The organism is Sphingobacterium sp. UBA7253, from assembly GCF_002472745.1.
GTDB lineage: Bacteria > Bacteroidota > Bacteroidia > Sphingobacteriales > Sphingobacteriaceae > Sphingobacterium > Sphingobacterium siyangense.
Genome location: NZ_DKSP01000187.1, coordinates 1 through 25,703, shown reverse-complemented (window position 1 = coordinate 25,703; position 25,703 = coordinate 1). Strand labels below are relative to the sequence as shown.

General features: G+C 40.8%; 19 protein-coding genes and 1 tRNA gene. 11 read left to right on the top strand and 9 right to left on the bottom strand.

The window, feature by feature from the left end:
* The first annotated feature begins 31 nt into the window (after positions 1-31).
* From B2X72_RS19025 to B2X72_RS18975, 11 genes are all read left to right on the top strand, one after another.
* Positions 32-1,027, top strand: a complete 996-nt coding sequence (locus B2X72_RS19025; RefSeq protein ID WP_286851089.1) for a beta-ketoacyl synthase chain length factor — start codon at positions 32-34, stop codon at positions 1,025-1,027.
* Positions 1,021-1,791 carry a polysaccharide deacetylase family protein gene (locus B2X72_RS19020; protein ID WP_088161030.1) on the top strand — a complete coding sequence of 257 codons (771 nt, stop codon included), beginning with the start codon at positions 1,021-1,023 and terminating at the stop codon, positions 1,789-1,791. Before B2X72_RS19025 ends, B2X72_RS19020 begins: the two co-directional genes overlap by 7 nt.
* Positions 1,781-2,413, top strand: coding sequence for a LolA family protein (locus tag B2X72_RS19015; RefSeq protein ID WP_075991961.1), 633 nt, complete (start codon positions 1,781-1,783; stop codon positions 2,411-2,413). Before B2X72_RS19020 ends, B2X72_RS19015 begins: the two co-directional genes overlap by 11 nt.
* Complete coding sequence (locus tag B2X72_RS19010) at positions 2,394-3,005, top strand: hypothetical protein (RefSeq protein WP_145328541.1); 612 nt, start codon at positions 2,394-2,396, stop codon at positions 3,003-3,005. The genes B2X72_RS19015 and B2X72_RS19010 overlap by 20 nt, the downstream gene beginning before the upstream one ends.
* A 132-nt stretch (positions 3,006-3,137) precedes the next feature.
* Positions 3,138-3,515 (top strand): 3-hydroxyacyl-ACP dehydratase, encoded by a 378-nt coding sequence (locus tag B2X72_RS19005; RefSeq protein WP_145328542.1) that lies wholly within the window; start codon positions 3,138-3,140, stop codon positions 3,513-3,515.
* 2 nt (positions 3,516-3,517) lie between these two features.
* Positions 3,518-4,690 carry a DUF2062 domain-containing protein gene (locus B2X72_RS19000; protein WP_145328544.1) on the top strand — a complete coding sequence of 391 codons (1,173 nt, stop codon included), beginning with the start codon at positions 3,518-3,520 and terminating at the stop codon, positions 4,688-4,690.
* Between the two features lies 1 nt (position 4,691).
* Positions 4,692-8,318, top strand: coding sequence for a 1-acyl-sn-glycerol-3-phosphate acyltransferase (locus tag B2X72_RS18995; RefSeq protein ID WP_286851087.1), 3,627 nt, complete (start codon positions 4,692-4,694; stop codon positions 8,316-8,318).
* On the top strand, positions 8,311-9,852 hold the full coding sequence (locus tag B2X72_RS18990; protein WP_088161024.1) for a phytoene desaturase family protein: 1,542 nt from the start codon (positions 8,311-8,313) through the stop codon (positions 9,850-9,852). Before B2X72_RS18995 ends, B2X72_RS18990 begins: the two co-directional genes overlap by 8 nt.
* The gene (locus B2X72_RS18985; RefSeq protein WP_145328548.1) at positions 9,788-11,473 is read left to right on the top strand and encodes a C45 family autoproteolytic acyltransferase/hydolase; all 1,686 of its coding nucleotides are present in this window, start codon (positions 9,788-9,790) and stop codon (positions 11,471-11,473) included. The genes B2X72_RS18990 and B2X72_RS18985 overlap by 65 nt, the downstream gene beginning before the upstream one ends.
* Positions 11,470-12,762: a phenylacetate--CoA ligase family protein gene (locus B2X72_RS18980; protein ID WP_286851085.1), complete on the top strand. Its 1,293-nt coding sequence runs from the start codon at positions 11,470-11,472 to the stop codon at positions 12,760-12,762. Before B2X72_RS18985 ends, B2X72_RS18980 begins: the two co-directional genes overlap by 4 nt.
* A 198-nt stretch (positions 12,763-12,960) precedes the next feature.
* A tRNA-Arg gene (locus B2X72_RS18975) sits at positions 12,961-13,032 on the top strand.
* Between the two features lie 153 nt (positions 13,033-13,185).
* Here B2X72_RS18975 and B2X72_RS18970 read toward each other — a convergent pair.
* From B2X72_RS18970 to B2X72_RS18930, 9 genes are all read right to left on the bottom strand, one after another.
* Positions 13,186-14,202, bottom strand: coding sequence for an alpha/beta hydrolase (locus B2X72_RS18970; protein WP_145328550.1), 1,017 nt, complete (start codon positions 14,200-14,202; stop codon positions 13,186-13,188).
* The gene (locus tag B2X72_RS18965; RefSeq protein ID WP_145328552.1) at positions 14,186-15,223 is read right to left on the bottom strand and encodes a pectinesterase family protein; all 1,038 of its coding nucleotides are present in this window, start codon (positions 15,221-15,223) and stop codon (positions 14,186-14,188) included. Before B2X72_RS18965 ends, B2X72_RS18970 begins: the two co-directional genes overlap by 17 nt.
* A gap of 108 nt (positions 15,224-15,331) precedes the next feature.
* The gene (locus B2X72_RS18960) at positions 15,332-16,978 is read right to left on the bottom strand and encodes a glycoside hydrolase 43 family protein (protein ID WP_232475746.1); all 1,647 of its coding nucleotides are present in this window, start codon (positions 16,976-16,978) and stop codon (positions 15,332-15,334) included.
* An 18-nt stretch (positions 16,979-16,996) separates the two neighbouring features.
* Positions 16,997-19,459, bottom strand: a complete 2,463-nt coding sequence (locus B2X72_RS18955) for a glycoside hydrolase family 95 protein (RefSeq protein WP_286851082.1) — start codon at positions 19,457-19,459, stop codon at positions 16,997-16,999.
* 14 nt (positions 19,460-19,473) lie between these two features.
* The gene (locus B2X72_RS18950) at positions 19,474-20,382 is read right to left on the bottom strand and encodes an alpha/beta hydrolase (protein ID WP_286851080.1); all 909 of its coding nucleotides are present in this window, start codon (positions 20,380-20,382) and stop codon (positions 19,474-19,476) included.
* A gap of 78 nt (positions 20,383-20,460) precedes the next feature.
* Complete coding sequence (locus tag B2X72_RS18945) at positions 20,461-22,122, bottom strand: glycoside hydrolase family 28 protein (RefSeq protein WP_286851078.1); 1,662 nt, start codon at positions 22,120-22,122, stop codon at positions 20,461-20,463.
* A gap of 43 nt (positions 22,123-22,165) precedes the next feature.
* Positions 22,166-23,644: a pectate lyase family protein gene (locus B2X72_RS18940; protein ID WP_286851076.1), complete on the bottom strand. Its 1,479-nt coding sequence runs from the start codon at positions 23,642-23,644 to the stop codon at positions 22,166-22,168.
* 38 nt (positions 23,645-23,682) lie between these two features.
* A complete protein-coding gene (locus tag B2X72_RS18935; RefSeq protein ID WP_145328561.1) occupies positions 23,683-25,302 on the bottom strand; it encodes a DUF5123 domain-containing protein in 1,620 nt (539 codons plus the stop codon).
* An 18-nt stretch (positions 25,303-25,320) separates the two neighbouring features.
* A complete protein-coding gene (locus B2X72_RS18930) occupies positions 25,321-25,641 on the bottom strand; it encodes a hypothetical protein (protein WP_286851073.1) in 321 nt (106 codons plus the stop codon).
* Positions 25,642-25,703: the final 62 nt, after the last annotated feature.

The following is a 25,703-nucleotide window of genomic DNA, read 5'->3' as shown; positions in this document are numbered from 1 at the left end:
GGCGGTAATTGTTCAAGCTTAATTTTTTCGCATGCATAAAGTATATATTAATTCCGCAAGCATATGCGTTAACAACCTTAGCCTACCAAATAGTCGAGAAAATTGGATCAAGGTTGATCTGCCTAAAATAGACAGTAAGATCCTATCGCCCAACAGTGCAAGGCGAATGTCCAAAGCTGTAAAAATGGGAATTATATGTGCTATGGAAGCACTGCAACAGATTGATCGCAGTGAGCTGGACGGTATCCTCGTTGGAAGTGGAAAAGGCTGTCTAATAGACTCCGATAGATTCTTACAGTCCATTGCTGTTCAACAAGAAGAGTTTTTATCACCGACTGCATTTATCCAGTCGACGCACAATACCGTTGCCGGTCAAATTGCCCTTTTAATCAAAAATACAGGTTATAATATGACCTATTCACAGGGTCGCGTATCATTTGAATCGACCGTATTTGATGCCTATCTACAACTTGTGCTGAACGAACGGAAAACTTTATTGGTCGGTGCCGTTGACGAGCTTTCAGATATCAGTATCGACATCAGCGAGAGCATAGCCAATACAACAGATCAACCGATAACAACAGGAATCCCGCGGACAGAAGGTGCCGGTTTCTTTATTTTCTCCAATCAAAAGAATCAACATACCCTTGGTGAATTGGTTGACATGGTAATTTATCATCCAACAGAAGAGCTCCGACCAGAAAGCCAACTAGCTGCATTTCTTAAAAAAAACAAGCTATCTGCCGAGCAGCTTGACTTGGTTATTTATGGTTCGGCAAAGCCGGAAACCCCATCGGAAATGGAAGCTGAGGCCTTCAACGACTTAGCTAAAATAAACTATCAATCGCAGATAGGATACTTTGACACAGATGTTGTGTTTGCATTCGATTTCGCTTTAAAGCAATTGAATAATCAAACCTTTCGATCGATAGAGAGTCCAATTGGAAATAAGATCGGTGCTTTTCAACATGTACTGATTTGTAATTTTGGAGACCAAAACAGTCTAATGCTGTTATCGAGATGCTAAATTTTAAAAACACAACATACGTGAGTCTTGCCCTTTTTCTGATGACTGTATTCATCTGGAAAAACGATCAACTGTATTCTCCTTTGATTATTGTGCTGATTATGTATGTTGGAATAGTTTCCTGGGGAGCATTTGATCTCCGTCTAAATTTCTTTATGCAATCGACAACAAGCGTAAGAAAAAATGTGCGGCAAGTTGCGATCACTTTTGATGACGGCCCTACACCTTTTACCTTGGAAATACTAGACTTACTGGATCAATATCAAGCAAAAGCTAGTTTTTTTTGTATTGGCACACAGGTCGTCAAGTATCCCATGATAGCGAAGCAAATTATTGAAAGGGGCCATGTAATTGCCAATCATAGCATGAATCATCCCAATAAGATGGGGTTTCTGCCAAGCAGACAAGTTGTTGAAGAGATAAATGAAGCTAATCATGCCATTGAAACGGCAACAGGAAAAAAAGTATTGCTTTACAGGCCTCCATTTGGTGTCAGCAATCCACATATTGCAAAAGCATTGCACGATTGCAAGTTGAAATCCATTGGTTGGAACATCCGCTCCTTGGATACTTTAAATCTAACTGAAGATCAGATTTTTGCACGCATTGCAAAAAAACTAAGTCCCGGCAGTATCATTCTTTTACATGATACATCCGAGAAAACAGTACATATCGTTAAAAGTTTATTAATGGCATTAAAGGTTAACAAATTAGAAGCCGTAAATTTGGAAGATTTCTTAAATCAAAAAGTATATGAAAACTAAGCTCATTCTACTCCTTGTTTCTGTATTTCACATTGCGCTGACCAAAGCACAAGAAACAGCTATGTCAAGCGCTGAAATAACTAGTTTTAAACAAACCGTCGTAGCGGAAGCACAAAAAATAAAAACCTTAAAAACAGATTTTGTCCAATATAAGCACTTGGATTTTCTTTCTAAAGAGATTACGTCCAGTGGATCCATGTTATTGAAAAACCCAAACAAGCTGCTTTGGAAATACAATACACCGATCCAATATGGTATTCTTTTTAAAGACAATAAAGTATTGGTAAATGATCAAGGTAAAAAAAATAAGGTCGACCTTGGCAACAATAAAAAGTTCGAGAAAATCAATAAAATGATTATTGGCAGCATCAGTGGAGATCTCTTTGCTGCCGATGACTTTACGATCACCTTTCACAAAAATCGAAATCAACGCATAGCGAAGCTTTCACCTAAAACAAAAGAGCTATCGGCTTATATTCAAACGATCGTATTGTATTTTAATGATCAACAATCTACAGTTTCGGAAGTCCAGTTGATAGAACCGTCTAAAGATTATACAAAAATAGTTTTCAAAAACAAGCAGATCAACCAACCAATCAGCGATGCGTTATTCAGTTTTTAGTCTGTTACTTTTAGTTCTTCTGACAGGATGTAAGGTTTACTACCCAAATGGTAAACAAAACTATGGTGCAATCGACACTCTCGTTCAAAACCCCTATTTTGCCAGGTTAAATGAAGAGCGCTTATATCGGGCCACAATTCGCTTTTATGGAAAAGAGATGACAGGAATGTTTGTCGCCAAAAGAATCAGTCAGGACGATCATCGGATTGTACTTACCTCTGATCTGGGGAATACCTTATTTGATATAACGATTTCCAAAGACCAACATCTGGTCAATTATGTCATGCAAGATCTCGACAGAAAGATAATCCTCCACACCTTAGTGAGGGATTTCAGAGCTTTAACACAAACAACTTATAGAGCTGACTATCAAAATTTAATAGCCAATCAATTTTTAAGTATCTATAACGGCAAACGATATTTTCTTAAGATAGATGACCAAGGAACCTTAACCAAAATCGAAATGGCATCCAAGTACAAAAGAGCTTTTGAAATTCAATTCAAACCAGATTCTTTGGGGAAACTTGACAGCTTTAATATAAAACATCGTGGTATCAAGCTAAAAATGGATTTTGTAAATATTCCATTTTAAGCGACATGATACATAAGGCTAGATATAAAAAATAAACAAAGCCGTATTTCCGCTATAGTAAGTTCTTCAATTACTTTTATTATGCTCCGCTATTATATTGCATATAAAAGGTAATTTATCTAAGTTTGAAACATGGTTTTAGCAGACTTTTATACGATACACAATAGTCAGGTGCGTGAAGATGGAAAATATTTGATGGAGATAGGTATTCATCCCGATCATCCGATTTTTAACGGGCATTTTCCAGGGCGACCAGTAACACCAGGTGTATGTATGTTACAGATCATAAAAAATATAACCGAAGATTTACTGCAGACAAAACTCCGTATGCGGTCTGCCAAAAACATTCGTTTTTATGCCATTATAGATCCTTCCGTTCATTCCATGCTGACATTGGAATTGGCGGTTCAAGAAACCGAAACCATACAGATCAAGGCCAATTGTTCTTTCGATGATACCCTTGCACTTAAAATGGAACTCAATTTTTGCCGCACTTATCCTGTTGTATAACCATGATCAATTCGCCAAGCTTCAGCCAATCTATTATTCCTACAGCTGTATGTGTACTCATACCCACCTACAACAATGCTAAAACGCTAAAAAGAGTTTTAGATGGGGTTTTGGCCTATACCACACAGGTTATTGTAGTCAATGATGGTTCAACGGATACAACAGCAGAGATTTTAGCAAATTACCCTTCCATTACAGTGCTGCACCTGGAAAAGAATTCAGGTAAGGGCAAAGCTTTACGAATAGGGTTTGATACGGCAAGAAAACAGGGATTTCAGTATGCAATCACCATCGATTCGGATGGGCAACATTTTCCCGATGACATTCCAACTTTTATAGACGCACTCAACCAAAGTGACGGAAATATTTTATTGATTGGTGAGCGCCAAATGGACCAAGCCGGCATACCCAAAAAGAGCAGTTTCGGTAATAAGTTTTCCAATTTTTGGTTTTGGTTTGAAACAGGGATAAAACTTGCTGACACGCAATCAGGATACAGACTCTACCCTCTTGATCGCATACCTAAAAAACTATATACCAACAAATTCGAACTAGAAATTGAAGTAATTGTACGCTCAGCATGGAAAGACATTGTCGTGAAGAATGTACCGATTAAGATACTTTACGATCCGACAGAGCGAGTTTCGCATTTTAGACCATTTAAGGACTTCACACGAATTAGCATCCTTAACACCTTCTTAGTTTTGATTAGTCTACTCTACATATTTCCAAGAAACGCTTTTCGAAGTTTCAAAAAAAAAAGCTTTAAGGATTTTCTAAAAGAAGATATTCTGGGAACGCACGATTCGAATTTTATTAAATCCATTTCGATTGCATTGGGTGTGTTTATTGGGATTGCCCCTTTATGGGGATTTCAGTCTTTTTTATCAATTTTTCTCGCCTCTGTCTTTAGGCTTAATAAAGGTCTTTGTTTTGCCTTTTCAAATGTCAGTATCCCCCCTATGATCCCATTGATTATTTGGGGATCGATACAAACAGGAAAGTTATTTATATCCAGTGCCAAACCTTTGTTGGATTATAGCCAAATAGATTTTCAAGCTATATCCGAACATTTTTTACAATATGTACTGGGTAGTCTCGCTTTGGCTTTAGTGACCGCAGTCCTATTTGGACTTTCCTCCTTTACGCTATTGCGGTTTAATCAACGACGTTAATATGCAGCATTATTTTTATCAGCTTTATCTATTTTTCAAGAAGAAACCTTATATCGCCTGGTTAGTTGCCCTGCTCTTTTTGGTCGCAACGGGATATTTCGCACTAAAACTAAAATTTGAAGAAGATATTACGCGGATCATACCTCAAAATGAACGGACAAATGAGGTTGCCAAAATATTGACCCAACTTAAGTTTTCGGATAAAATAAGCGTCATTATTGAACGGGAAAAAGATGCTTCAATTGACGATATGGTTGAAATGGCTAATTCCTTTTCCGATAGCATCGTATCGCTTGCTCCCTACTATCATAGTATACAAGGGCAAATTAGCGACGCGGAAATGGAAAGTACCATGCAGTTTGTATACCAGCATTTGCCGACATTATTGGACGAGAACGATTACAAAACCATAGCAAGCCACCTGCCAAGTGATAGCATAGCGCAGGTAGTGGAAGCCAATTATGCTGCATTAATTTCGCCTACGAGTATCGTTGCAAAATCTTTTATACAACGAGATCCCCTAGGGATTGGCTTTATGGCGCTTAAAAAATTCCAAAAGCTCAGTATTGCCGGCGATTTTCAACTTTACAATGGCTATATTATTACAAAAGATTCAAGCAAGCTGTTATTGTTTATTAATCCCAAATATTCAGGCTCGGAAACAGAACATAATGCGATTTTTGTCGACAGGCTTGACAACATGAAAAGTGCGTTAAACAAGGTCTACCTAAAAAAAACCAAACTAAGCTACTTCGGATCATCTTTGGTTGCTGTCGCCAATGCAAAGCAAATCAAAACAGATATCCAAACGACCATCCTTATTTCGATGAGTTTATTGATGCTTATTTTGATTCTCTTTTACAAGAAAGTGCAAATTCCGGTCATCATCTTTATTCCCTCGCTTTTTGGGGCTTTACTAGCACTCGCATTTCTTTACTTTCTGCGGGGTACAATATCTGCTATTTCAATCTCCATTGCTGCAGTATTAATTGGCATTACCATAGACTATGCGCTGCATATCATGACGCATTTCAAGCAAACTCAGGATATCAAACACCTCTATAAAGAAATCACTAAGCCAATCTTGATGAGTGCGGGCACTACAGCCGTTTCTTTTCTTTGCCTGCTCTTCGTCAATTCGGAGGCCTTAAAAGATTTGGGAATATTTGCGTTCATTGCCATCCTGTTCTCGGGAATATTCTCTTTGATTCTTATCCCGCATATCTATAAACCGAATATAAAAACCTCGGATGATAAAAACCATCTCATCGATCGGATTTCTGCATTCAGTTTTGAACGGAATAAACCCTTACAAATATTTAGCTACCTATTGTTAGTAGTGAGCTTGTTTACTTTTTGGAAAGTCGGGTTCAATAAAGATTTATCTGCACTAAATTTCTTCCCAAAAGAACTGCAAGAAGCCGAATACAAACTTGAAAATTCAGCACAACAACAAAATAAGTCGCTATTTCTGATAAACTATGGTAACAATATCGACCAGGTTCTTTCGGCTAATTCTTTATTGTATAGTAGATTACAACAAGATACAGGTATGATCGCTATCAATTCCATTGGTGAAATTGTTCTATCGAAAAAGGATCAGGAGGCGAAAATTGCCCAGTGGAATTCCTTTTGGACAGATGTCCGTAAAACGGAAATCCGCGAGAATCTTATCCGTTCTAGCGCTGCTTTTGGTTTCAAACCAACTGCTTATCAAGCTTTCTTCTCCCTTTTGGATCAAAAATTTTCGACCGTCACATGGGATGATTATCAGAAACTCAACAATGGAATATTGAGCGAGTATATCAGTTCCAAAGATGGCTTTTTCACCGCAAATACCATTGTAAAAACGGCAGAAGGAAACCGGGAAAAATTGATGAAGCAGTTCAATAATGGCAGTACCGTTGTCATTGATCGCAAAGAAATGAATGAAACCTTTTTGGGACAGCTGGTCAATGACTTCAACACCTTGGTCAATTATAGCTTTGTAGCCATATTTGTTATTCTTTGGTTGTCATTTCGCCGCATCGAGCTGACATTGATCAGCATGGTACCTATTGTGTTAACAGGCTTGGTTACAGGGGGCCTCATGGGCCTGTTTCACCTCGAATTTAATATTTTCAATACCATTGTCTGTACACTTGTATTCAGTCACGGTGTAGACTTTGCCATATTTATGACCGCAGCCCTGCAAAAAGAATACAGTACCGGCAAAGATGAAATGCCTATGTACCGTACGTCTATTCTACTTGCCGTATTAACGACAATTTTAGCCATCGGTGCTTTAATTTTCGCTAAACACCCGGCATTAAAATCCATTTCAGCAGTTTCCCTACTCGGTGTTACAGCAGCGGTTTTAAACACTTTTGTTCTTTATCCGCTCGTTTTTAGGTTTGTATTTCGCCGCAGGCCTTCCCAAGGCTTATCTCCGCTTAGTTTGCGTCTGCGCTTGATTTCAGCGTTTTCGTTCAGCTACTATATCATCGGAAGTATGCTTTCAGGCCTTCTCTTTAGTTTGATCTCTAATAGAGCTTGGATGACACGCGTAATGTCTCGTTTTGGAGACTCTGTATTGAAGTCCAACCCTTTTGTCAAGAAACAGCAATTCAACGCGCATGACGAAGACTTCAAAAAACCCGCGATTATTATAGCCAATCACAATTCGCTATTAGATACACTTCTTATTGGGCGTTTATTGCCAAAGTGCGTATTTGTTACGAACGAATGGGTCTACAAATCACCAGTCTTTGGCCGTGTGGTTAGGCGTGCAGGTTTTTTAATGCTCGACGACGATTTAGAAAAATCGAAAAACATCTTAAAGCAACGTATCGATGCTGGGTATTCGATTGCGATTTTTCCAGAAGGAACGCGATCGGCAACAAATGATGTACAACGGTTTCACAAAGGCGCATTCTATATTGCCGAACAGCTGCAATTGGATATCCTCCCTATTTATATACACGGAGCTGCCGATGTTTGTCCAAAAGGAGATTTTGTCATTTATGATGGAACACTCAGTACAGTCATAGGCGAAAGAATTCGACCTACCGACCAACAGTTTGGAGATAATTATTCTGCACGCTGTAAAACAATCAGTCGCTTATTCAAACAACAGTTCGCTGAAATCAGAAAGCAATTTGAGGGTCCGACTTACTTTAGAGAAAAAATAAGCTTAAACTATCGGTATAAAGAAACGGAAATCGAAAAATTAAGCCTAAATGATTTTGACCTTCATCAGGAGTCTTATGCAACCTGGAATAATTTCATTGCAGCAAATGCAAAAATTTTGCATATTGGAAACGATTTTGGTCATATTGATTTTTTGTTGACCATGCAACAGGCACAGCGACATATAGAAAGCTATATCCGTGATCCTGAAAAACGTGCTATTGCGGGCAATACGTATCTAAAGCATAAACGTAAATTGACTTATCTAAATCAGCCGACCGAAACCACATTACGTTTCGATGTACTGATCTGGGGCAGCAACGATGAAAAGGTTGAAATCAGCGATTCGATACATACTATTGTATGTTATGATTTCCTAGAAAAGCCACATTACATTGGTTTTGAAGAAGTATTTAAAGATCAATACAGTTGCGTATTAAAAAGAAGAACAAATGGATAAAGTCTACGATAGCGTCATCATTGGTTCAGGGCTAGGAGGCCTTGTTACCGCAGTTCTCCTTGCTAAATTTGGACGCGAAGTATGTGTCATTGAAAAAAACAATCAATATGGTGGCAATCTGCAGACTTTTGTGCGAGACAAAGAAATCTTAGACACAGGGGTACATTACATTGGCGGTTTGGGTGAAGGTGAAAACCTGTATAAATATTTTGAGTATCTGGGGATTATGAAGGATCTATCGATCCAACGCATGGGAATCGATGAATATGATCGAATTTCATTTGATGGAAATCCGATCAATTATCCACATGCACAAGGATATGAAAATTTTGTACAACAATTGCTTCATTACTTTCCTGAAGAAAAGCAGGCCTTAACCGTATATTGTGAGAAGATACAGGACATCTGTAATTCATTTCCTATGTATAATCTCCGCAAAAGTTTTGGGTTCAATGAGGCTGTACTCGGTATTTCATTGAAGTCTTTTTTAGACGATTTGACCGATAACGAACTCCTTAAGGCTGTACTCGTCGGTTCGAACTTCCTTTATGTTGCAAAAGCAGAAAGTACCCCACTCTATGTACATGCGCTTACCATAAACTCCTATATTCAGTCCGCTTGGCGTTGTGTAAACGGCGGTAGCCAAATTGCCAAGTTATTGATCCGCCAATTGCGTAAATATGGTGGTGACATCATCAAAAATAAAGAAGTCATTGCTGTAGAAATGGACGATCAGCTGATCAAAGCAGTACGCACCGATGACCAGCAGCTGATTTATGCAAAGGAGTTTGTTTCGAATATCAATCTCCGGCATACCTTTGCCATGCTGCCTGAAAGATTTCAAAAGCAAGCTTATGTCAAGCGTATACAAGGCTTACCGTTGAGCCCTTCGGTTTTTTCCGTTTACATCGTTTGTAAAGAAGGTTATATCCCCTATCAAAATTATAATATTTACCATTATAAAAACATCGCTTCCGTTTGGTATAATCAGGAGCAATCTCCCTTAGTCGTTTCCATGAGCTGTAACAGCGAAAATCAACGCTATTGTAGCACCATGACCGTGATGTGTTATATGACTGCGGACGAAGTGCAACAGTGGAATGAGACTTTCAATCGGTCCATTATCCAGCAGTTAAGTAGCCGTGGTGAAGAGTATGAAGCCTTTAAAGCTGCCAAGGCTGCAGAAATTATCGAAGAACTCCAACACTTGTTTCCGAATATTAAAGCTGCCGCTCAATCTGTTCACACGTCCAGTCCATTAAGCTACCGTGATTTTATCGGGGCCGAGGAAGGTAATATGTATGGCTATTTAAAAGAATACAAGCATCCGTTGAATAGCTTAATTTCCACGAAGACGAAAGTCAAGAACTTGTTTCTGACAGGCCAAAATGTCAAGATGCACGGTGTGTTGGGGGTTACAATTACAGCCTTCTCCTGTTGCTTAATGATGCTTGGAAAAGAATTTGAAGATGATCTATTTAAAGAGAATGATGAAAAAGTATTGGTTGGCGATTTGGATAGCATCACTATTTAGCTCTTGTGCGCTAAATGGTGCCCTGAAAGAAAAAGCTAAATTCGAACAGCAGGCGATTCCGACATTAAGGTTGGCCGACTCTACGGACAATTATCTCAGCATAGACAGTAACTTCCTATTTCATAACGCACAAGGTTTATGGGAACTCTACGTCAGCGGTAACCCGATGGAACTTGGATTAAAAACGGGTATACTGACACAATCGCTTTATGCCTACCAAGAAAAGGCTTTCTTTTCTAAAATTCAAGAGTTTATCCCTTCTCAGCGCAAGCAGAAATGGATGATGAAATTGACTAAAGTCTATAATCGAAACATCCATAAATATATCCCGATAGCGTATAGAAAAGAGATTTTTGGATTGTCACGGTATGCTTCTCCTCGCTACGACTCCCTTATGGATCCCTATCAGCGGAATCTTTTTCTTCATGGGGCCCATGACTTGGGTCATGCTTTTCAGGACCTCGCTTTGGTTGGCTGTTCTTCCTTAGCGGCATGGGGACCAAAGTCTGCAGATGGCGAGCTCATTATCGGGCGAAATTTTGACTTTTATGCGGGCGACGATTTTAGTCACAACAAATTAATCACTATTGTGAAACCCGATTCTGGTTATTCATTTCTCTCCGTGGGCTGGGCAGGCATGATTGGTGTCGTCTCCGGCATGAACAGTGCTGGCCTGACAGTTACACTCAATGCAGGAAAATCGTCTATTCCTTGGGCTGCAAAAACGCCTATATCTATTGTTGCCCGAGAAATACTCCAATATGCTCGAAATTTTAAGGAAGCCATCGCCATTGCAAAAAAACATCCTATTTTTATTTCAGAATCACTTATGATCGGGTCTGCAGATGAAGGCCGTGCCATCTTAATTGAGATGTCGCCACATAAATTTGCTGTTTTTGAATCAGACAATGCAAATTACCTGCTATGCACAAATCATTTTCAGAGCAGTACCTATCAATCCGATAAGCGCAATCAAAAACAGATTGAAGAAAGCCACAGTGTTTATCGACACCAACTGCTGACAGAGCAGTTGCAACAGCAGGATAAGCTTACAGCCCCTAAAGTTGCGGCTATACTAAGAGATCGCAATGGATTAAAAAATAAAGAAATAGGCTATGGCAATGAAAAGGCCTTAAATCAGCTCTTGGCTCATCATGGCGTCATTTTCCAACCAAAAAAACGCCTTGTATGGATCTCAGCCAACCCCTATCAGCTTGGGGAATTTGTCTGTTATGACTTAAATAAAATCTTCGACAACAAGGCACATCAGCCAGCGTCTACATTGGCCAATACAGCATTGAATATTCCCCAAGATACATTTTTGAATAGTAAAGCCTACCGCGATTATGAGGATTACCGTAAACGAGATCGAATAATAGACCACAAACTGAAGTCTGACCAAGAAATTACTGAATCGGAATGGCAGGAATATCAAAAGCTCAATCCCCTGTTTTGGGCAGTCTATCACAAGAGAGGAACGTATTATTTTGAGCAAAAGCGCTATGAAGAAGCACTAAAGCAATTGCAACAGGCCGACTCCTGCGAAGTGACCACTTTGGTTGACCGCAAAAACATTGCTTCATATATTCATAAAATTGAGAAGAAAGGAGATAATCGATGATCCCAACGATAGAACAAGCCAGTCTTGAAGAAATAACCCATTATCAAGATGAAAAGCTAAGATATGTTTTAAACTATTTGAATACACATTCAACTTACTACAAACGTCTTTTTCAACGTGAAGGAGTTGACTTACAACGCATCCGCGGTGTTCAGGATCTCCCCCTTTTGCCGACGACTTCCAAAGAACAGCTGCAGCAGTTTAACTGGGATTTTCTGTGCGTCCCCGAAGAGGAGATTGTCGACTTCTCCACAACTTCCGGTACACTGGGGAAACCTGTTGTATTTGGATTAACAGACGCGGACCTGGAGCGTCTCGCTTATAATGAGATGATTTCCTTCCAACGGGTAGGTATTAAAAAAGGCGACCGGGTACAAATTATGACGACCCTAGATCGTCGTTTTATGGCGGGATTAGCTTACTTTCTTGGACTCCGTAAAATTGGAGCCGGAATACTTCGTATTGGGGCTGGCATACCTCAAATGCAATGGGATTCAATCCAGCAGTTTAAACCCAAATTTCTTGTTGTCGTCCCCTCCTTCCTACTCAAAATGATTGCTTATGCCGAAGAACATAACATCGACTACAACAGCAGCTCTGTAAAGGTCGCCATTTGTATCGGTGAAAATCTTAGAACTGCGGACCTGCAGGACAACCAACTGGCAAAACGAATTCAGGAAAAATGGAATATTGCCCTCTACTCCACTTATGCTTCCACCGAAATGAGCTCAGCATTCACAGAATGTGAAGCTTTTGCCGGTGGTCACCAACATCCAGCATTAATCATTACCGAAATATTGGACGATAATGACCATCCTGTATCCGATGGTCAACTGGGAGAATTAGTTGTCACCACCTTAGGAATAGAGGCTATGCCCGTTTTGCGCTATAAAACTGGCGATATGGTCAGACGACATGCTGGCCCTTGCACATGTGGTCGGAACTCCTATAGAATAGGCCCTGTTGAAGGCCGAAAACAGCAGATGATTAAGTATAAGGGTACGACGCTGTTTCCCCCGGCTATGTTTGATGTATTGGCCAGCTACACCGCAATTGAACATTATCAGATCGAGATCTCCAGCACTGCAGTCGGTACAGACGACATTCGGATTTTAATATCCTCCAAACAACAAAACAGCGCATTATTAAAAGAAATCAAAGATAGTTTTCAGGCGAAACTGCGCGTAATTCCCAATGTGGAGTTCGAACGCGAAGAAATTTTGATCAGCCGGATTTATAATCCGCTCAGCAGAAAACCCATTTATCTGGTGGATGAAAGGAAATTGTAAGTAGCCCACAGTACTATCACCCAGATGCTAAGCATTCATATACAAATCATTAGCCCACGTATAAAAAAATAGGGAATTAGCGAATGTTAAACATAAAAATGCTGTCGACAAAAGGCATTAAAAATAGTCTGCTAAAAGATTGAATTTTATCGCAAAGATTATTTGTAAGATCTAGAAAATAGTATATCTTTGCGACAGGTCCCCGTAGTTCAATGGATAGAATTTCAGATTCCGGTTCTGACGATATGAGTTCGAATCTCGTCGGGGACACATTTAAAAATAAACCCCACTTTAAATTAATTTAAAGTGGGGTTTATTTTTAAATTTCACTTCACAACGCCTAAAATGCCAACTAACCTATATAGCTTGCCCAGAAAAATTACAATATGAGCAGACTCAATTCTTTGATCAAAAACTTTCAAACTAAAAGCGCTCTGGATTTATTAAATTATTCTTTAAAAATTCGTCAATAACATCGACGCACTTATTCACCCAAGGATGGAAAAGCCAGAAAGGGTGAACCTGTACATCAAATGTATACACTTGATGTGCCGTCCCCCAACGCTTTAGCATACCGACCAATTCATCTTGTCCGGCATGGAATCTAGGAAGACCGCTATTTATGAATAACATCGGAATTTTCTGTTCCTCTCTGGCCCAAAATATAGGCGAAGCCTCCTTCCATATTAACGGTTTTTCGGCAAAGGTTCCTCCAAGCCAGAAGGCATCAGGAGAATCGGGCTTTCGTTCTAAATTGAGTGAAAGCGGAGCCATGAAATCCACCACTCCATCCAAATTAATAATAGCCTGAATCTGCGTACTGTGTTTAGACTCAAGAAATGATTCAAATTCGGGCACATTACCTGTCAATCCAACCAGACTCGCTAGGTGACCTCCTGCGGAACTTCCCGCCACCACGATACGGCTACTGTCGATATCGTACTGATCGGCATGATTTTTAAGCCACAAAATTGCCGATTTGATATTGAGTAAGGCATTGGGATATTTTGCCTCCAAAGATAATTGATACTCCACTGGAATGCAGACATACCCTTTTCTCGCCAGCAACTGTGCCATGGGTACATCCATTTCCTTCTGCCCAGAACGCCATCCACCACCATGGATCCATATCACTGCCGCATGTTTTCGCTGGTCATTTGGCCGGATAACATCGAGATGTAGATCCCGAGGGCCAAAATCGGTTCGAGCTAGATGTGCATATACCAGATTACGTACGACCTTTAGATCTCCTCCTAGGCTGTCCATAGCCGGTCGTGCATGGGGATAGCTTTTCTTGATCTGCCGCCATACACGCATCGTATTATAGGTCGTATCTTTCGGAATGTCTCGATTCTGCGCCCACACCGAATCGCAAAACATAAACAATAATAATGTACTCCACAAAAGAGCCTGTGAGCGATATTTATTTTTCCATTTCATCGAGCATTTCTTTAACTTTCCAATCCTCCATTACTTTTTCGAGTTTATAAACATCCCGTTTATCTTCCGGTAACTGATGTGACCAAGTCACTCGCTTTGAGAGTTCCGATGCCCCTGCTCCCTTAGACCCCAATTCGGCGTAAAATACAGTTTTATCTTTATCTGGGAACAACGTGTCACCCTTCCATTCATTCCAGCCTTCAGGAATAATATGAGCTCCTAGGTTACAATCTACCAGAACCGTATTTGCATAAGGACGCCATGGCCTGCCAAGAAATACTTTATCGACAGACTCATCTGCAGCTACAAAATCACATTGGTCGAAAACGTAACCATAAAATTGCCCCTGCGGCGTAGAAGCTGCTGTGACATACGAATTCCGCAAAGAAATCAGTCGGCAACTCTTAAAGAATGCAATGCCTGGCCCGAAGATAAAATCCGTCGTGCCGCTGATACTGCAATCAGAAAAATAGCTTCTTGCACCGCTTTTACCCAGATACAAGGTGTCCTGAAATCCCAAAAGACGGCAATTAACCAGTGCTATCTGATCCCCTTCTAGATGAAGTGCTACGGCCTGCCCTACTGGTCCGGCTGCATTTTCGATAGTTATATCCTTGATAAGCACCCTATTTGCACGTACCAATAGCGTATAACTACTAAAAGTCCCAAGCTTCGGCTGCCCTGTCTCATCCGGACAATCAACCAACTTACCTGCATAATCATCAAAAATAATCTTGGTATTGGCAGCATCCTCACCAACAAGCTGGACATTTTCGACATAAGTTGGGATAACTATTTTCTCGTGATAAATTCCCTTCCTGATCCAAATCCGAACCGCATGTTCTGCACGAAAAGCACGAACGGAATTCACGGCTGCCTGTATACTTGTGAAATCACCTTTTCCGTGTTGGTCTACAGTGATCACTTCAAGGCTGGCCGCTCGCAATCCCGATCCTAACAATGACAGGCTAACAACTAGATAAACTGCCACCAAGATCTTAATTAATTTTATCCGTCTCATAAATCAGAAAATAATTGCATTATCAAACTAATATATTTATATATAAACTTTATTCATAACTTTAAAATATTCCAATAATTTCATAGTTATTAAAGGGTCAAAACTATGTTATTGATCTATTCGAAACCAATCCACTTCTGCATAGCCACTATCATTGATATGCTTTTCGCGGCTGGCATAGAGTCCTAATGTGGCTCCTATCCATTTGCCAGGTTTCGCTTGGAAGCCATTTTCCACGACTGTATATTTTTTACCATCCAAGCTATACGTCCAGCTGCAGGTCTTTCCATTTTTAACTTGTACACGAAGGTAGACAAAGTCTTCTGGCAAAGTAGCGATGCGCCTGACCTGCTCTTCAGCTCCCGAATAGGCATTGACACAACTACCATAATAAAGTTGAAAGTGGCCCTTTTCCTTACGGATAAAAAACTGACTATAATCTTCGCCGACCACCACCAATCCTGCTTTTTCACCAAGTTCCTTCTCGCTAGGACGCAGTCGTATTTTTGCTGTCGCACTGAAATTTTCGGCAGGGAATTTTTGCGTCAGTATATTTGGCGCTGCCATCAGATTTTTACTTCCTTCAGGAAGCTGCTGGCTATAAAGCCGAAGTTTGCCTTCGTGTGATGGCATAAGCCAGTTTCCATCCGGATTTGCCTGCCATTGCCACTGCAGTCCTAAATGAGGAGAATCAAACTCATCCGATTCCTGAGGATTCATCAGAGCAATAACCTGGTTTCCTACATTAGGTTTTTTATAGCTCATCACGGGTGTCCCTACTCCATTTCCATCGATGTCCTCGCCTATAATGGGCCAATCGGCTTTCCAAACCATAGGCTGCAGATGGACCACACGCCCCATGGCTTCTTTATCCTGAAAGTGGAAGAACCAGTTTTCTCCTGAGGGTGTGTCTACCCATGCTCCCTGATGTGGACCATTAACTGTCGACTTGTTCTGGGCCATAGCCACCTTGCGTTCATAAGGTCCATAAATACTTTTCGAACGCAAAATCAATTGCCAGCCCGTTGATACGCCACCTGCTGGTGCAAACAAATAATAATATCCATTCCGCTTATATACTTTGGGGCCTTCAATTGTAGGATCCAATTCATGTCCATCATAAACGATCGTACCTCTGTCCAATACAGAAGTTCCATCGGTACTCATCTTGGCGATAGCGAGCACGCTTTTCAAGCCTGCTCTGCTCCCCGCATAGGCATAAGCTAAATAAGCCTGACCATCTTCATCCCAAAAAGGACAAGGATCGATCAATCCTTTCCCTTGGAAAACCAACGTAGGAGCAGACCATGGCCCCCGAATATTCTTGGTCTTTATCTGATAAATCCCAAAATCCGGATCGGGATAATAAATATAAAACTCTCCATCGTGATACCGTATGGAAGGCGCCCATACACCACCTCCGTGTTGCACTTTATTGAACACCTCTTCCGGTAACTGCCTTTGCAACGCATGTCCTATAATCGTCCAGTTGATCATATCTTTAGAATGTAGAATGGGCAGGCCTGGACTGTGATTAAAACTTGAGGCAATCATATAATAATCTTCACCTACACGGATAGCATCGGGATCGGAATAATCTGCATTGATGATAGGGTTTTTGAATTTTCCATTTCCAAGATCCGGGCTCCAGACCTTAGAATTATAATGTTGTCCGAAAGTCAATGAAGAACTACAGAAGCTCATAATGGTCATCAGGCAAACATATTTCCATTTTTTTTTATCGGTATTTAGCATAAATTCGAATTTTAAGTTTTATTTCACAACAATTTCATAAACTTTACCTTTCGTGGTAGAAAGATCATAAAGCACTGTTTCGGGAATTTCAAATGAACTATTTTGTGTTATTACCAATGGTTTTTTGATTTCATCTAGGTCAAAAAAGGAGTTCGTATTTTTTCCATTCGCTTTTTTCAACCGCTTCCTTTCTAAATAGAGTGTACTCCCAGAGTTAATACGAATACGGCAATTGCCTCCTAAGGTCGAGTTGACCTTTAATTTCGTTAACTTTCGATTTTTCCAGCTCATATCTATAATAAATCCACCTCTAGTGACTAAACCGTTCACTTCGCCATTCGGTAGCTCATCTGGCCAAGCAGGTAATAAAAATATGCTCCCATCATAGGATTGCACCAACATCTCTGCGATTCCAGATGTACAGCCAAAATTACCATCAATCTGAAAAGGTGGATGGGCGTCCAGTAAATTAGGATAGGTACCACCATGTTGTCCTTTCCGTTCCTCTGGGGCTGGGCTCAATTGATCTTTGATCAATTTATATGATTGATTACCGTCCAGCAAACGTGCCCACCAATTTACTTTCCAGCCCATAGACCAACCAGTCGACTTATCTCCGCGGTAGATCAATGAGTTTTTTGCTGCCTGAGCAAGTTCAGGGTTGCGAAAAGGTGAAATCTGACCAGATGGAAACAATCCGTATAGATGCGATATATGACGGTGACGATCATTTTTTCTATCCAAATCTTTAAGCCACTCCTGAAGCTGACCATGTTGACCAACTTGCATTGGAGGCAACTGTGCCAGACTTTGTTTGACAGAATCCCGCAATACGACATCAGCATCCACAATGTAGGATGCACGGATAAAATTATTAAAGACATCAAACACAAGTTGATTATCCATTGTCGTGCCTGCTGAAACCCCAACACTACCTGCTTCATAGCTATTTTCAGGACTGATGGAAGGACTTACGACCAGCCATTTCCCAGATGGATCCTTCGTCAAAACATCCAGGTAAAATAAAGCCGCTCCTTTCAATACATGATAATAATCCTTCAAAAATTGCATGTCTCCTTTATACAGATAATGTTGCCAAATGTGTTGGCTCAACCAAGCTCCGCCCATTGGCCACATACCGTAAAAACCGCCATCTACAACCCCCGTAATGCGCCATAAATCAGTGTTATGATGAGCATTCCACCCTCTGGCATGGTACATTTTCTGTGCACTCTCTTGACCTGTAACAGCAAGATCATTTAACATACTAAACAATGGTTCGTGCATTTCACTTAAATTCCCTACCTCGGCCGGCCAATAGTTCATTTCAGTATTGATGTTTATCGTATACTTACTATCCCAAGGAGGAGAAAGTTTGGCATTCCAAATCCCCTGTAAATTGGCAGGCTGGCCTCCAGGTTGTGAAGAAGAAATCAACAAATAACGACCAAATTGAAAATAAAGAGCAACTAATTGTGGATCAAAATTTGTCGCAAATTCCCGAATCCGCACATCCGTTGTTTTTTTTGCCTGCGCATTGTTACCAAGGTCCAATTTCACCCGACTGAAGAACTGCTGGTATTTTCTCACATGCTGCTCCAATGCTTTCGCGTAAGAAATTCTTTTTGATTTTTCAAAAATTCGTATGGCCTTTCGTTCAGGATCGATGGAGAGATCCTTGTAATTTTTGAAGTTTGTTCCAATGGATACATAAAGAATTACTTCATCTGCATTTTTAATTGTAATCTGCTCACCATGATGATTAATTTGACCACCTTTAACCTGCGGATAAACAAATCCATAGAATGCCACCTGCCCTTCTTTAGAATCCACCGTACCTCCTTTTCCCCGCAGAAATAATGCTCCATTATTTATGCCTAGGCCAATATTTTGATGTGGACTTTTCCAGTTTAGATCCATTGAAATACTTTTCGCTTTATCAGCAGTGATGCGGATCAACAGCACACTGTCGACCAGTGACGTAAACATTTCCCTTCGATAATGGACGCCATCGACTTGATAAGAAACAGTACTTATCGCTTTATTTAAATCCAACTCCCGTCGATATTGAACAGGGTGACGGTGAGTCGGAAATCCAAGCAATAGACTACCGAAAGTTTGGTAAGGCATGCCATAGTCCAATCCTGCAGGTGCAGCTCTTGGAAAAGCGAGATTCGACAGTTCCTGCGCTTCTTTATTCCTGCCCTCAACTAAAAACTGACGAATCTTTACAATATCCGTGTATTTGCCTTCAGGCACATTGTTTCCAGGGCGTCCGGCCCAGATCGTTTCTTCATTCAATTGAATCTCTTCTTGGGAAACTCCGCCGTATACCATGGCACCGATACGCCCATTCCCCAAAGGCAATGCTTCGTTCCAGTTACTAGCCGCTTTATCATAGTGTAACTTCAATTCTTGCGATGAACTAAACTTCCAAAACAGCAATAGAACACTAGAAAATATAAGATATTTGATATTCATACCAAGATATAGATTTATGGTTTAATCATTTTAATTTCATGAAGCGAAGCTGCCAATATGCTTGGCCAAGTTGCTGTCGACCCTGAATTGTTGACCAGTGCGATGGCATGTCCTCCCTGTGGAAAAATATGCAAAGAGGCCGTAATGTTATGTTCTAGTAAAGCTTGATAATATAAAAGGCTATTTTGTACAGAAACAGTCTTATCGTTTTGAGCATGCACCAAAAATGTGGGCGGCGTACGCTCTGTCACCTGAGCCTGCAAACTAAACAGCTCTTTTTGAGAATCATCAGGGACCTTACCCAATAGATTATCCACGCTTCCCTGATGGGCATGATCACCCTTCATTGTAATTACGGGTGACATCAAAACGCTGAAATTGGGTTTACTGCTTAATTGATCTATCGCATCACCCAGAACTTTGATCGGCCGTTCTATGCTCGATAAGGAAGCAGCAAGATGTCCTCCGGCCGAACAGCCCATCACACCAATACGACCGGGATCTATATGCCATTCAGCCGTCTTAGACCGAATAACACGGATTGCCCGCTGTGCATCCTGCAGGGGGGCCAGCGGTCGATCGATCACGTCAGGCGAGTTTGGCAAGCGATGAAGCAACACGAACGCATTGATACCAATTGTATTAAACCATTTGGCCAACTGTGTGCCGCTGATCACATAAGCCAATCGGGAGTAACCTCCTCCAGGAATAATCAATACTGCAGTTCCCGAATTTTCTTCTTTTGAGACCAAAAAAGGAATAATCCGGGGCGCAGCAACTTGATACACGCGTTCGTTAGCAATACTATCTAAAAGCTTCAACCCTTTACTATTTGGCATTGTTGTATCATATAACAGAATTGATTCTTGACCCTGGGTCAGTAGATATGCAAAAGATAAGAGAATTGTCAATAATTTTTTCATTTACACAGAGATTTAAGTCAAAAAATTAATGTTAGGTCTGTACATCCAGTACTTCAAATCTTTACACAATCTCATAGACTAATTAATTTTGACAGCATTAGTTTTTGCGCCATGTTTAAAACTTAATTTCTTTTTATCTATGTTCGAATTATTAAATACAATATTCGTTGAGTTGAGTCCATTTACTTCTAATTCTGGAGAGATGTTCTTGTCAAATCTCAAACCTTCAAACCGTAAGTTAGAAGCATTTTCAATATAAATAGTTGGTATCTTAGCATCTTTCGAGTGCAAGAATGCATTTTTCACAACAATATCCATTGCATCTTTAAGCTCAATCACTTTGTTGGCAACAATGTTTAGATTGGTCATGCTAACCTGCTGCACGGGCATCTCTGGCAATCCCCGGACAAAGATGCCAACATGAGCCCCCCTACATGTAATTGCATCGATTGATATATTACGGAATCGTGGGGTTTCAATACTTACAGGCGGGACCTCTTGAACTTCGTTGGCCTGTGGAGGCTTCGTCCAATAGTACATATCAAAATATATAGCCTCCTGCACAATATTATTCATATTGATATTGCGGATGTGGATATTTTCCACTATCCCGCCTCGACCACGTGTGGTCTTAAAACGCAAGCCTTTGTCAGTCCCCATAAAAGTGCAGTCTTCTACAAAAATATCTCGTGCGCCACCGGACATCTCACTCCCCACCACAAAGCCACCGTGTCCCTTATAGACTTTATTATGGCGAATAATAACGCGTTCGGTCGCAATCCCACGTTTGCGTCCTTCTTCATCTTTACCTGATTTAATACAAATCGCATCGTCACCCACATCCAGGACGCAATGCTCTATTAGCACATTCGAACATGATTCGATGTCAATACCGTCTCCATTCTGGGCATAATCCGGGTTTGTGATTTTCACATCTCTTATGGTCAGATGCTGCGTCATAAGGGGATGTAAATTCCAGGCAGGTGAATTTTGGAAGGTCACACCTTCAAGTAATACGTTCTTACATTTGGTCAAAACTAACAAGTTAGGCCTTAAATAATCTTTGATATCCTCGAAGTCAGTCAATTTTTTGCCCTCAGCTAACAAGAAAGAACGTCTTTCTTCATGCGCAAGCTTCGATTTGACACTGGGGTACCATGTTTTGCCGTCTGCACTGATTAAACCACCGGACGCAACTTTAGTTTTCCATTCGCTTTCTGTCAATGCTCCTTTACCAACCATCCTCCAAGCATCTCCATTGCCATCAATAATACCTTTGCCTGTTATAGCAATATTCTCAAGTTCTGTACCGCTGATGGGTGATTCGTTTCGTGCCGAAACTTTTCCTTCATAATTTCCTGCTACAATTTTGTACTGGTTGAAGTCATCTGTAAACTGCAAAAAAGCGTTTTCTTCCAAATGAAGGTTCACATTGCTCTGTAATATTATTGGCCCTGAAAGCCAATAGCCGGCCGGCACCAAGACAACACCGCCACCGCTTTTGCTACTAGAACGAATAGCCTCATTTATACTACTTGTGTTTAAGGTATAGCCGTCTCCCTTCGCTCCAAACCTCTCGATACTAATCGTATCATTTCGAAATTGAGGTCGTTCCACCTCAGGAAGATTATTCCAATGATATGGACTATCTGCCGACTGAGCGCTAATATGCTGGCATACTCCGATTGCTAAACAAAAGCACGCCAGCTTTAGCCCTTTTTTCTTATTTTTTTTAAACATCTATTTTAGTTTTACTCATCTGTTATACAAAATCTATAAAATATCAGATCTGCCCCTCTGTTATGGAAGCTACCAATTTATTGAGATACACCTCTAGGTATGTATAGCCTGATTCGGTTAGATCGGTTGCTTGTTTTTCGGGGTAATTCTTTTTAAGCCAGCCATCTGGTATTCCATCCCGGTCACGATCTTGAATGGCTGTGCCAGCCTCCAACGATGGCCAGGCCCCATATCGATTACCCACAGGATCTGGATTAATATCCTGCTGTGAATCGATCAAACCTTTACGGGGATACTGTAGGCTTTTCCATTTTCCCCCTTCGCCATTGTGAGGGCTCTTTCCTTGAAAAGTAGCACTCCCACTACGTGTTTCGTTAATGATGCGCTGATCGACAGCATCACGTACATAGGAGTTACCTGCATATGTCAGTACTTTTTCGTAAGCTGTTTGTGCGTCGTGGGTATGGATCGTTCCTTGTAGAGGTATCTCCTTATCTAATCTGATTCCCGACTGAATCTGTTCGCCGACGATCCGCACACCCTGCCAATTATCTGCGGAAATGCTGGAATTGTGGGTCAGTAAATTACCGCTCACAAAATATTTACCCCATACATCTTTGATCTTTGGAAAAGGGTGCTCTTCTGTTTTGGCATTAATGGCTATAATTCTATCCTTAATGTTACTATTCGTAGCAGGCCCAGGTTTATACAAGTTATTAACGATGTTAACATACATGGTTTCACCGCCATATACTCCATTGCCATTCCAATTGTAAATTACATTATTACGAATATCTGTCGTATCGCTTCCTGCGTAAAGGGCTCCTGGGCCCAATCGAGGGCTTCTACTATCATGATGAGCAAGGAGGTTGTGGTGAAAGGTTGCATGAACTCCCCCCCAAATAGCACCATAACCATGTGGACCTTTGGAATGTCCAGAAAGACGCAGACTCTCAGAAATAATGCACCATTGCATCGTGAAATTTTTATTGTCATAGAATGAAGCACATTCATCCGTACTCCAGCTAATGGAGCAATGGTCGATGATGATATGCTGCCTTTGGCGTCCTCCAAGAGCATCCGCTCCGTCAGCATCGCGGCCAGCGAGCTGCAGATCCCCCATACGGAAACGCAGAAATCGGATAACTATATTATCCGCATCTACTGAAACAGGATTTCCCGCTAACGTAATTCCTTCACCGGGAGCAGATTGCCCAGCTATCGTCAAATCACCCTTGTTTATTGACAATCGTTGTTGGAGCCATATTGTCCCCCCTACTTTAAACAAAATTGTTTTTGCCCCATCTTGTCGTAGGCACCAGCGTAACGAGCCTTCTTTTAGTTGTGCATCACCCTGGTCGTCATCACGCAATGTATTCACATAATAGACTGTACCAGCCCGACCTCCTTTTGTAAACATTCCGCCGCCTTCAGCTCCCGGAAAAGCTGCAATATGCTGAGCAGAAACTCGTGTGTTATAAAATATCAAACACAACATTCCGCACCATATCAATTTGTTCATACTTACCTTTCCTGATTTAACATTATGCATATTTCAATCTATTCAAACCAACGTGGATCTCCAGCAGTACCACGTCCACCAAATCCATTACCAGCTTTAATACGAAAGTCTTTATTCATCGGATTTACAAATAAGTCTTCCGCGGTTCCGCTGAAAATAGTGATCTCCGAAAAATCCCGGGAAGTACGCTCTATCTGCAATTCATTTGTACGATAGCTCCCAGCAAACGATACGTTAAGCGCAAAACCAGCATGATCGTAGCTCGTTGCGTTTATACGCCCACCACTGTTCGTTCCGGCAATAATATTGTTGCTTCCAACAAAGGAAAAAGGCAATCGAGCGGTATCAAAGCGGAGCAATTGAGTCATTGCTGCATTTTGATTATAAAAAGTACAATTGCCAACAACTATCTTTCCGACAGCGACGCGAACGTCCATCAACTGCGTTGTCAGATCGGTGAAGGTACTGTTGGTTATTGAGATCGAATCCACACTTGCGGTGCTACCACCGATATTTACCACACCATATCCTCCGATTTTATCGACTCTACAATGATCAAAGTTTATCCCTTTCACGGTCACAGCATTGTTAAGGCGTACCACCCCACTACCTAGTCTTTCTATATAACAATTTTTAAAAGTGTAGGCAGCTACACTTGCACCATTTTTATCCTGAGAGATCAAAAAAGAGCTACCGTTTGCATAAATTTCGAGATTTTCAAACACGACCTCACCCAAGACAAGATCGGTCAATTGCAGCCCCAAAAGATTTAACTTAGGATAATTGCCGCCGGCATCTGAGGTGCCGGTCAGATTTAGGTTACTGATTCCTGCAGGTATCAGTAAATTGGCCAAATCGTAAGTCTTACCACCTGTAAATACCAGCACGATATTGGTTTTTCCTTGGGCAACAGCTGAGCTTATCAGCGTAGGGATATCGTCTCCAGGGTTTACTGTTATCATCTCTCCTCCAGCTATACCTAAGGTTTTAACTGTCTTTGCTCCTCGCTCGTTTTCCTCGTTAAAAATTGCGACACGATAGCTTGTTCCTGGCCGTAAACCTTCAATCTTGAGATGACCATCGGCTTTATTAGTAGGGGACAAAGTTATCTTCTGCAGTTCAGTATTCTTTACTGGTTCAAAAACACTAACATGAGTTACACGATCTGTTACAGGCCAATAGAGCTCAATATGATCCACACCAATATTCAGTTTACTAAATAACTGCTCTGCAGCTGTCTTAAAATATAATTGCGAATAATTTGATTCTTCACCTGTTTCTGTATTTACTCCTTTCATCCTGACAGAATACTCCGTAAGGCCATCCAGATTATCAAATAAAGTCCGATATTCAACCCTTGCAGGAATGGTGGATGGTGCGAAGGGAGTCAACGTATCAGCTAATATTTCCACTGTCTTAACAATTTCGGCAAACTGCAAACTATCCTTACTAAATTCAAAAATATATTTCTGCGCAGCTACTGTTTTTGTATAGTTAATTTCCACTGAAGTTGCACCGACTACACCAGTAGTAAACTTTAGTGATTTAAAAAGCCGCTGATGTGAAGCATCCACCTCCCAATCGTTAGCTTTCTTACAACTAAGCAGGTTTAAAACCAGAGCCAGCAACATTATGCTATTTAAAAGTATCTTTTTCATAAAACTATTTGCTTGATGTTAATAACCGTAGGCATTACTCAGGTAGCCCCTTGCTTCCCGAATATCGTCGATATATATAGGATAAACGTACCGATAATTACAGACGCCATTGCCCATTTTATACTGGTTAAGCTGCGCTTGAATTTCCGCGCCATAGGTCAACGTGGATAAAAATTCCGAATAATTGTACGTAGCCATCAATCCTGTTCCAGCCAATAATGTTCTGATCGGCCAAATTGTATAATTGTATACTTTTCCGGATTCTACTTTTTCTGGCTTGGCAGCATCTTGAGGAAACCATCTGACAGAAATGTAGTCCCCACCTGGAGCCGCAGGCAAATCACCGTAATAATTTAAGGAAGCCTTATCAATATATTCGTTATCTTTCCTCTATAAATTAA

Bases quoted from the DNA above. Each gene is read 5' to 3' on its own strand.
- B2X72_RS19025 (WP_286851089.1), top strand. From the start codon at position 32: ATGCATAAAGTATATATTAATTCCGCAAGCATATGCGTTAACAACCTT.
- B2X72_RS19020 (WP_088161030.1), top strand. From the start codon at position 1,021: ATGCTAAATTTTAAAAACACAACATACGTGAGTCTTGCCCTTTTTCTG.
- B2X72_RS19015 (WP_075991961.1), top strand. From the start codon at position 1,781: ATGAAAACTAAGCTCATTCTACTCCTTGTTTCTGTATTTCACATTGCG.
- B2X72_RS19010 (WP_145328541.1), top strand. From the start codon at position 2,394: ATGCGTTATTCAGTTTTTAGTCTGTTACTTTTAGTTCTTCTGACAGGA.
- B2X72_RS19005 (WP_145328542.1), top strand. From the start codon at position 3,138: ATGGTTTTAGCAGACTTTTATACGATACACAATAGTCAGGTGCGTGAA.
- B2X72_RS19000 (WP_145328544.1), top strand. From the start codon at position 3,518: ATGATCAATTCGCCAAGCTTCAGCCAATCTATTATTCCTACAGCTGTA.
- B2X72_RS18995 (WP_286851087.1), top strand. From the start codon at position 4,692: ATGCAGCATTATTTTTATCAGCTTTATCTATTTTTCAAGAAGAAACCT.
- B2X72_RS18990 (WP_088161024.1), top strand. From the start codon at position 8,311: ATGGATAAAGTCTACGATAGCGTCATCATTGGTTCAGGGCTAGGAGGC.
- B2X72_RS18985 (WP_145328548.1), top strand. From the start codon at position 9,788: ATGATCTATTTAAAGAGAATGATGAAAAAGTATTGGTTGGCGATTTGG.
- B2X72_RS18980 (WP_286851085.1), top strand. From the start codon at position 11,470: ATGATCCCAACGATAGAACAAGCCAGTCTTGAAGAAATAACCCATTAT.
- B2X72_RS18970 (WP_145328550.1), bottom strand. From the start codon at position 14,202: ATGAAATGGAAAAATAAATATCGCTCACAGGCTCTTTTGTGGAGTACA.
- B2X72_RS18965 (WP_145328552.1), bottom strand. From the start codon at position 15,223: ATGAGACGGATAAAATTAATTAAGATCTTGGTGGCAGTTTATCTAGTT.
- B2X72_RS18960 (WP_232475746.1), bottom strand. From the start codon at position 16,978: ATGCTAAATACCGATAAAAAAAAATGGAAATATGTTTGCCTGATGACC.
- B2X72_RS18955 (WP_286851082.1), bottom strand. From the start codon at position 19,459: ATGAATATCAAATATCTTATATTTTCTAGTGTTCTATTGCTGTTTTGG.
- B2X72_RS18950 (WP_286851080.1), bottom strand. From the start codon at position 20,382: ATGAAAAAATTATTGACAATTCTCTTATCTTTTGCATATCTACTGACC.
- B2X72_RS18945 (WP_286851078.1), bottom strand. From the start codon at position 22,122: ATGTTTAAAAAAAATAAGAAAAAAGGGCTAAAGCTGGCGTGCTTTTGT.
- B2X72_RS18940 (WP_286851076.1), bottom strand. From the start codon at position 23,644: ATGAACAAATTGATATGGTGCGGAATGTTGTGTTTGATATTTTATAAC.
- B2X72_RS18935 (WP_145328561.1), bottom strand. From the start codon at position 25,302: ATGAAAAAGATACTTTTAAATAGCATAATGTTGCTGGCTCTGGTTTTA.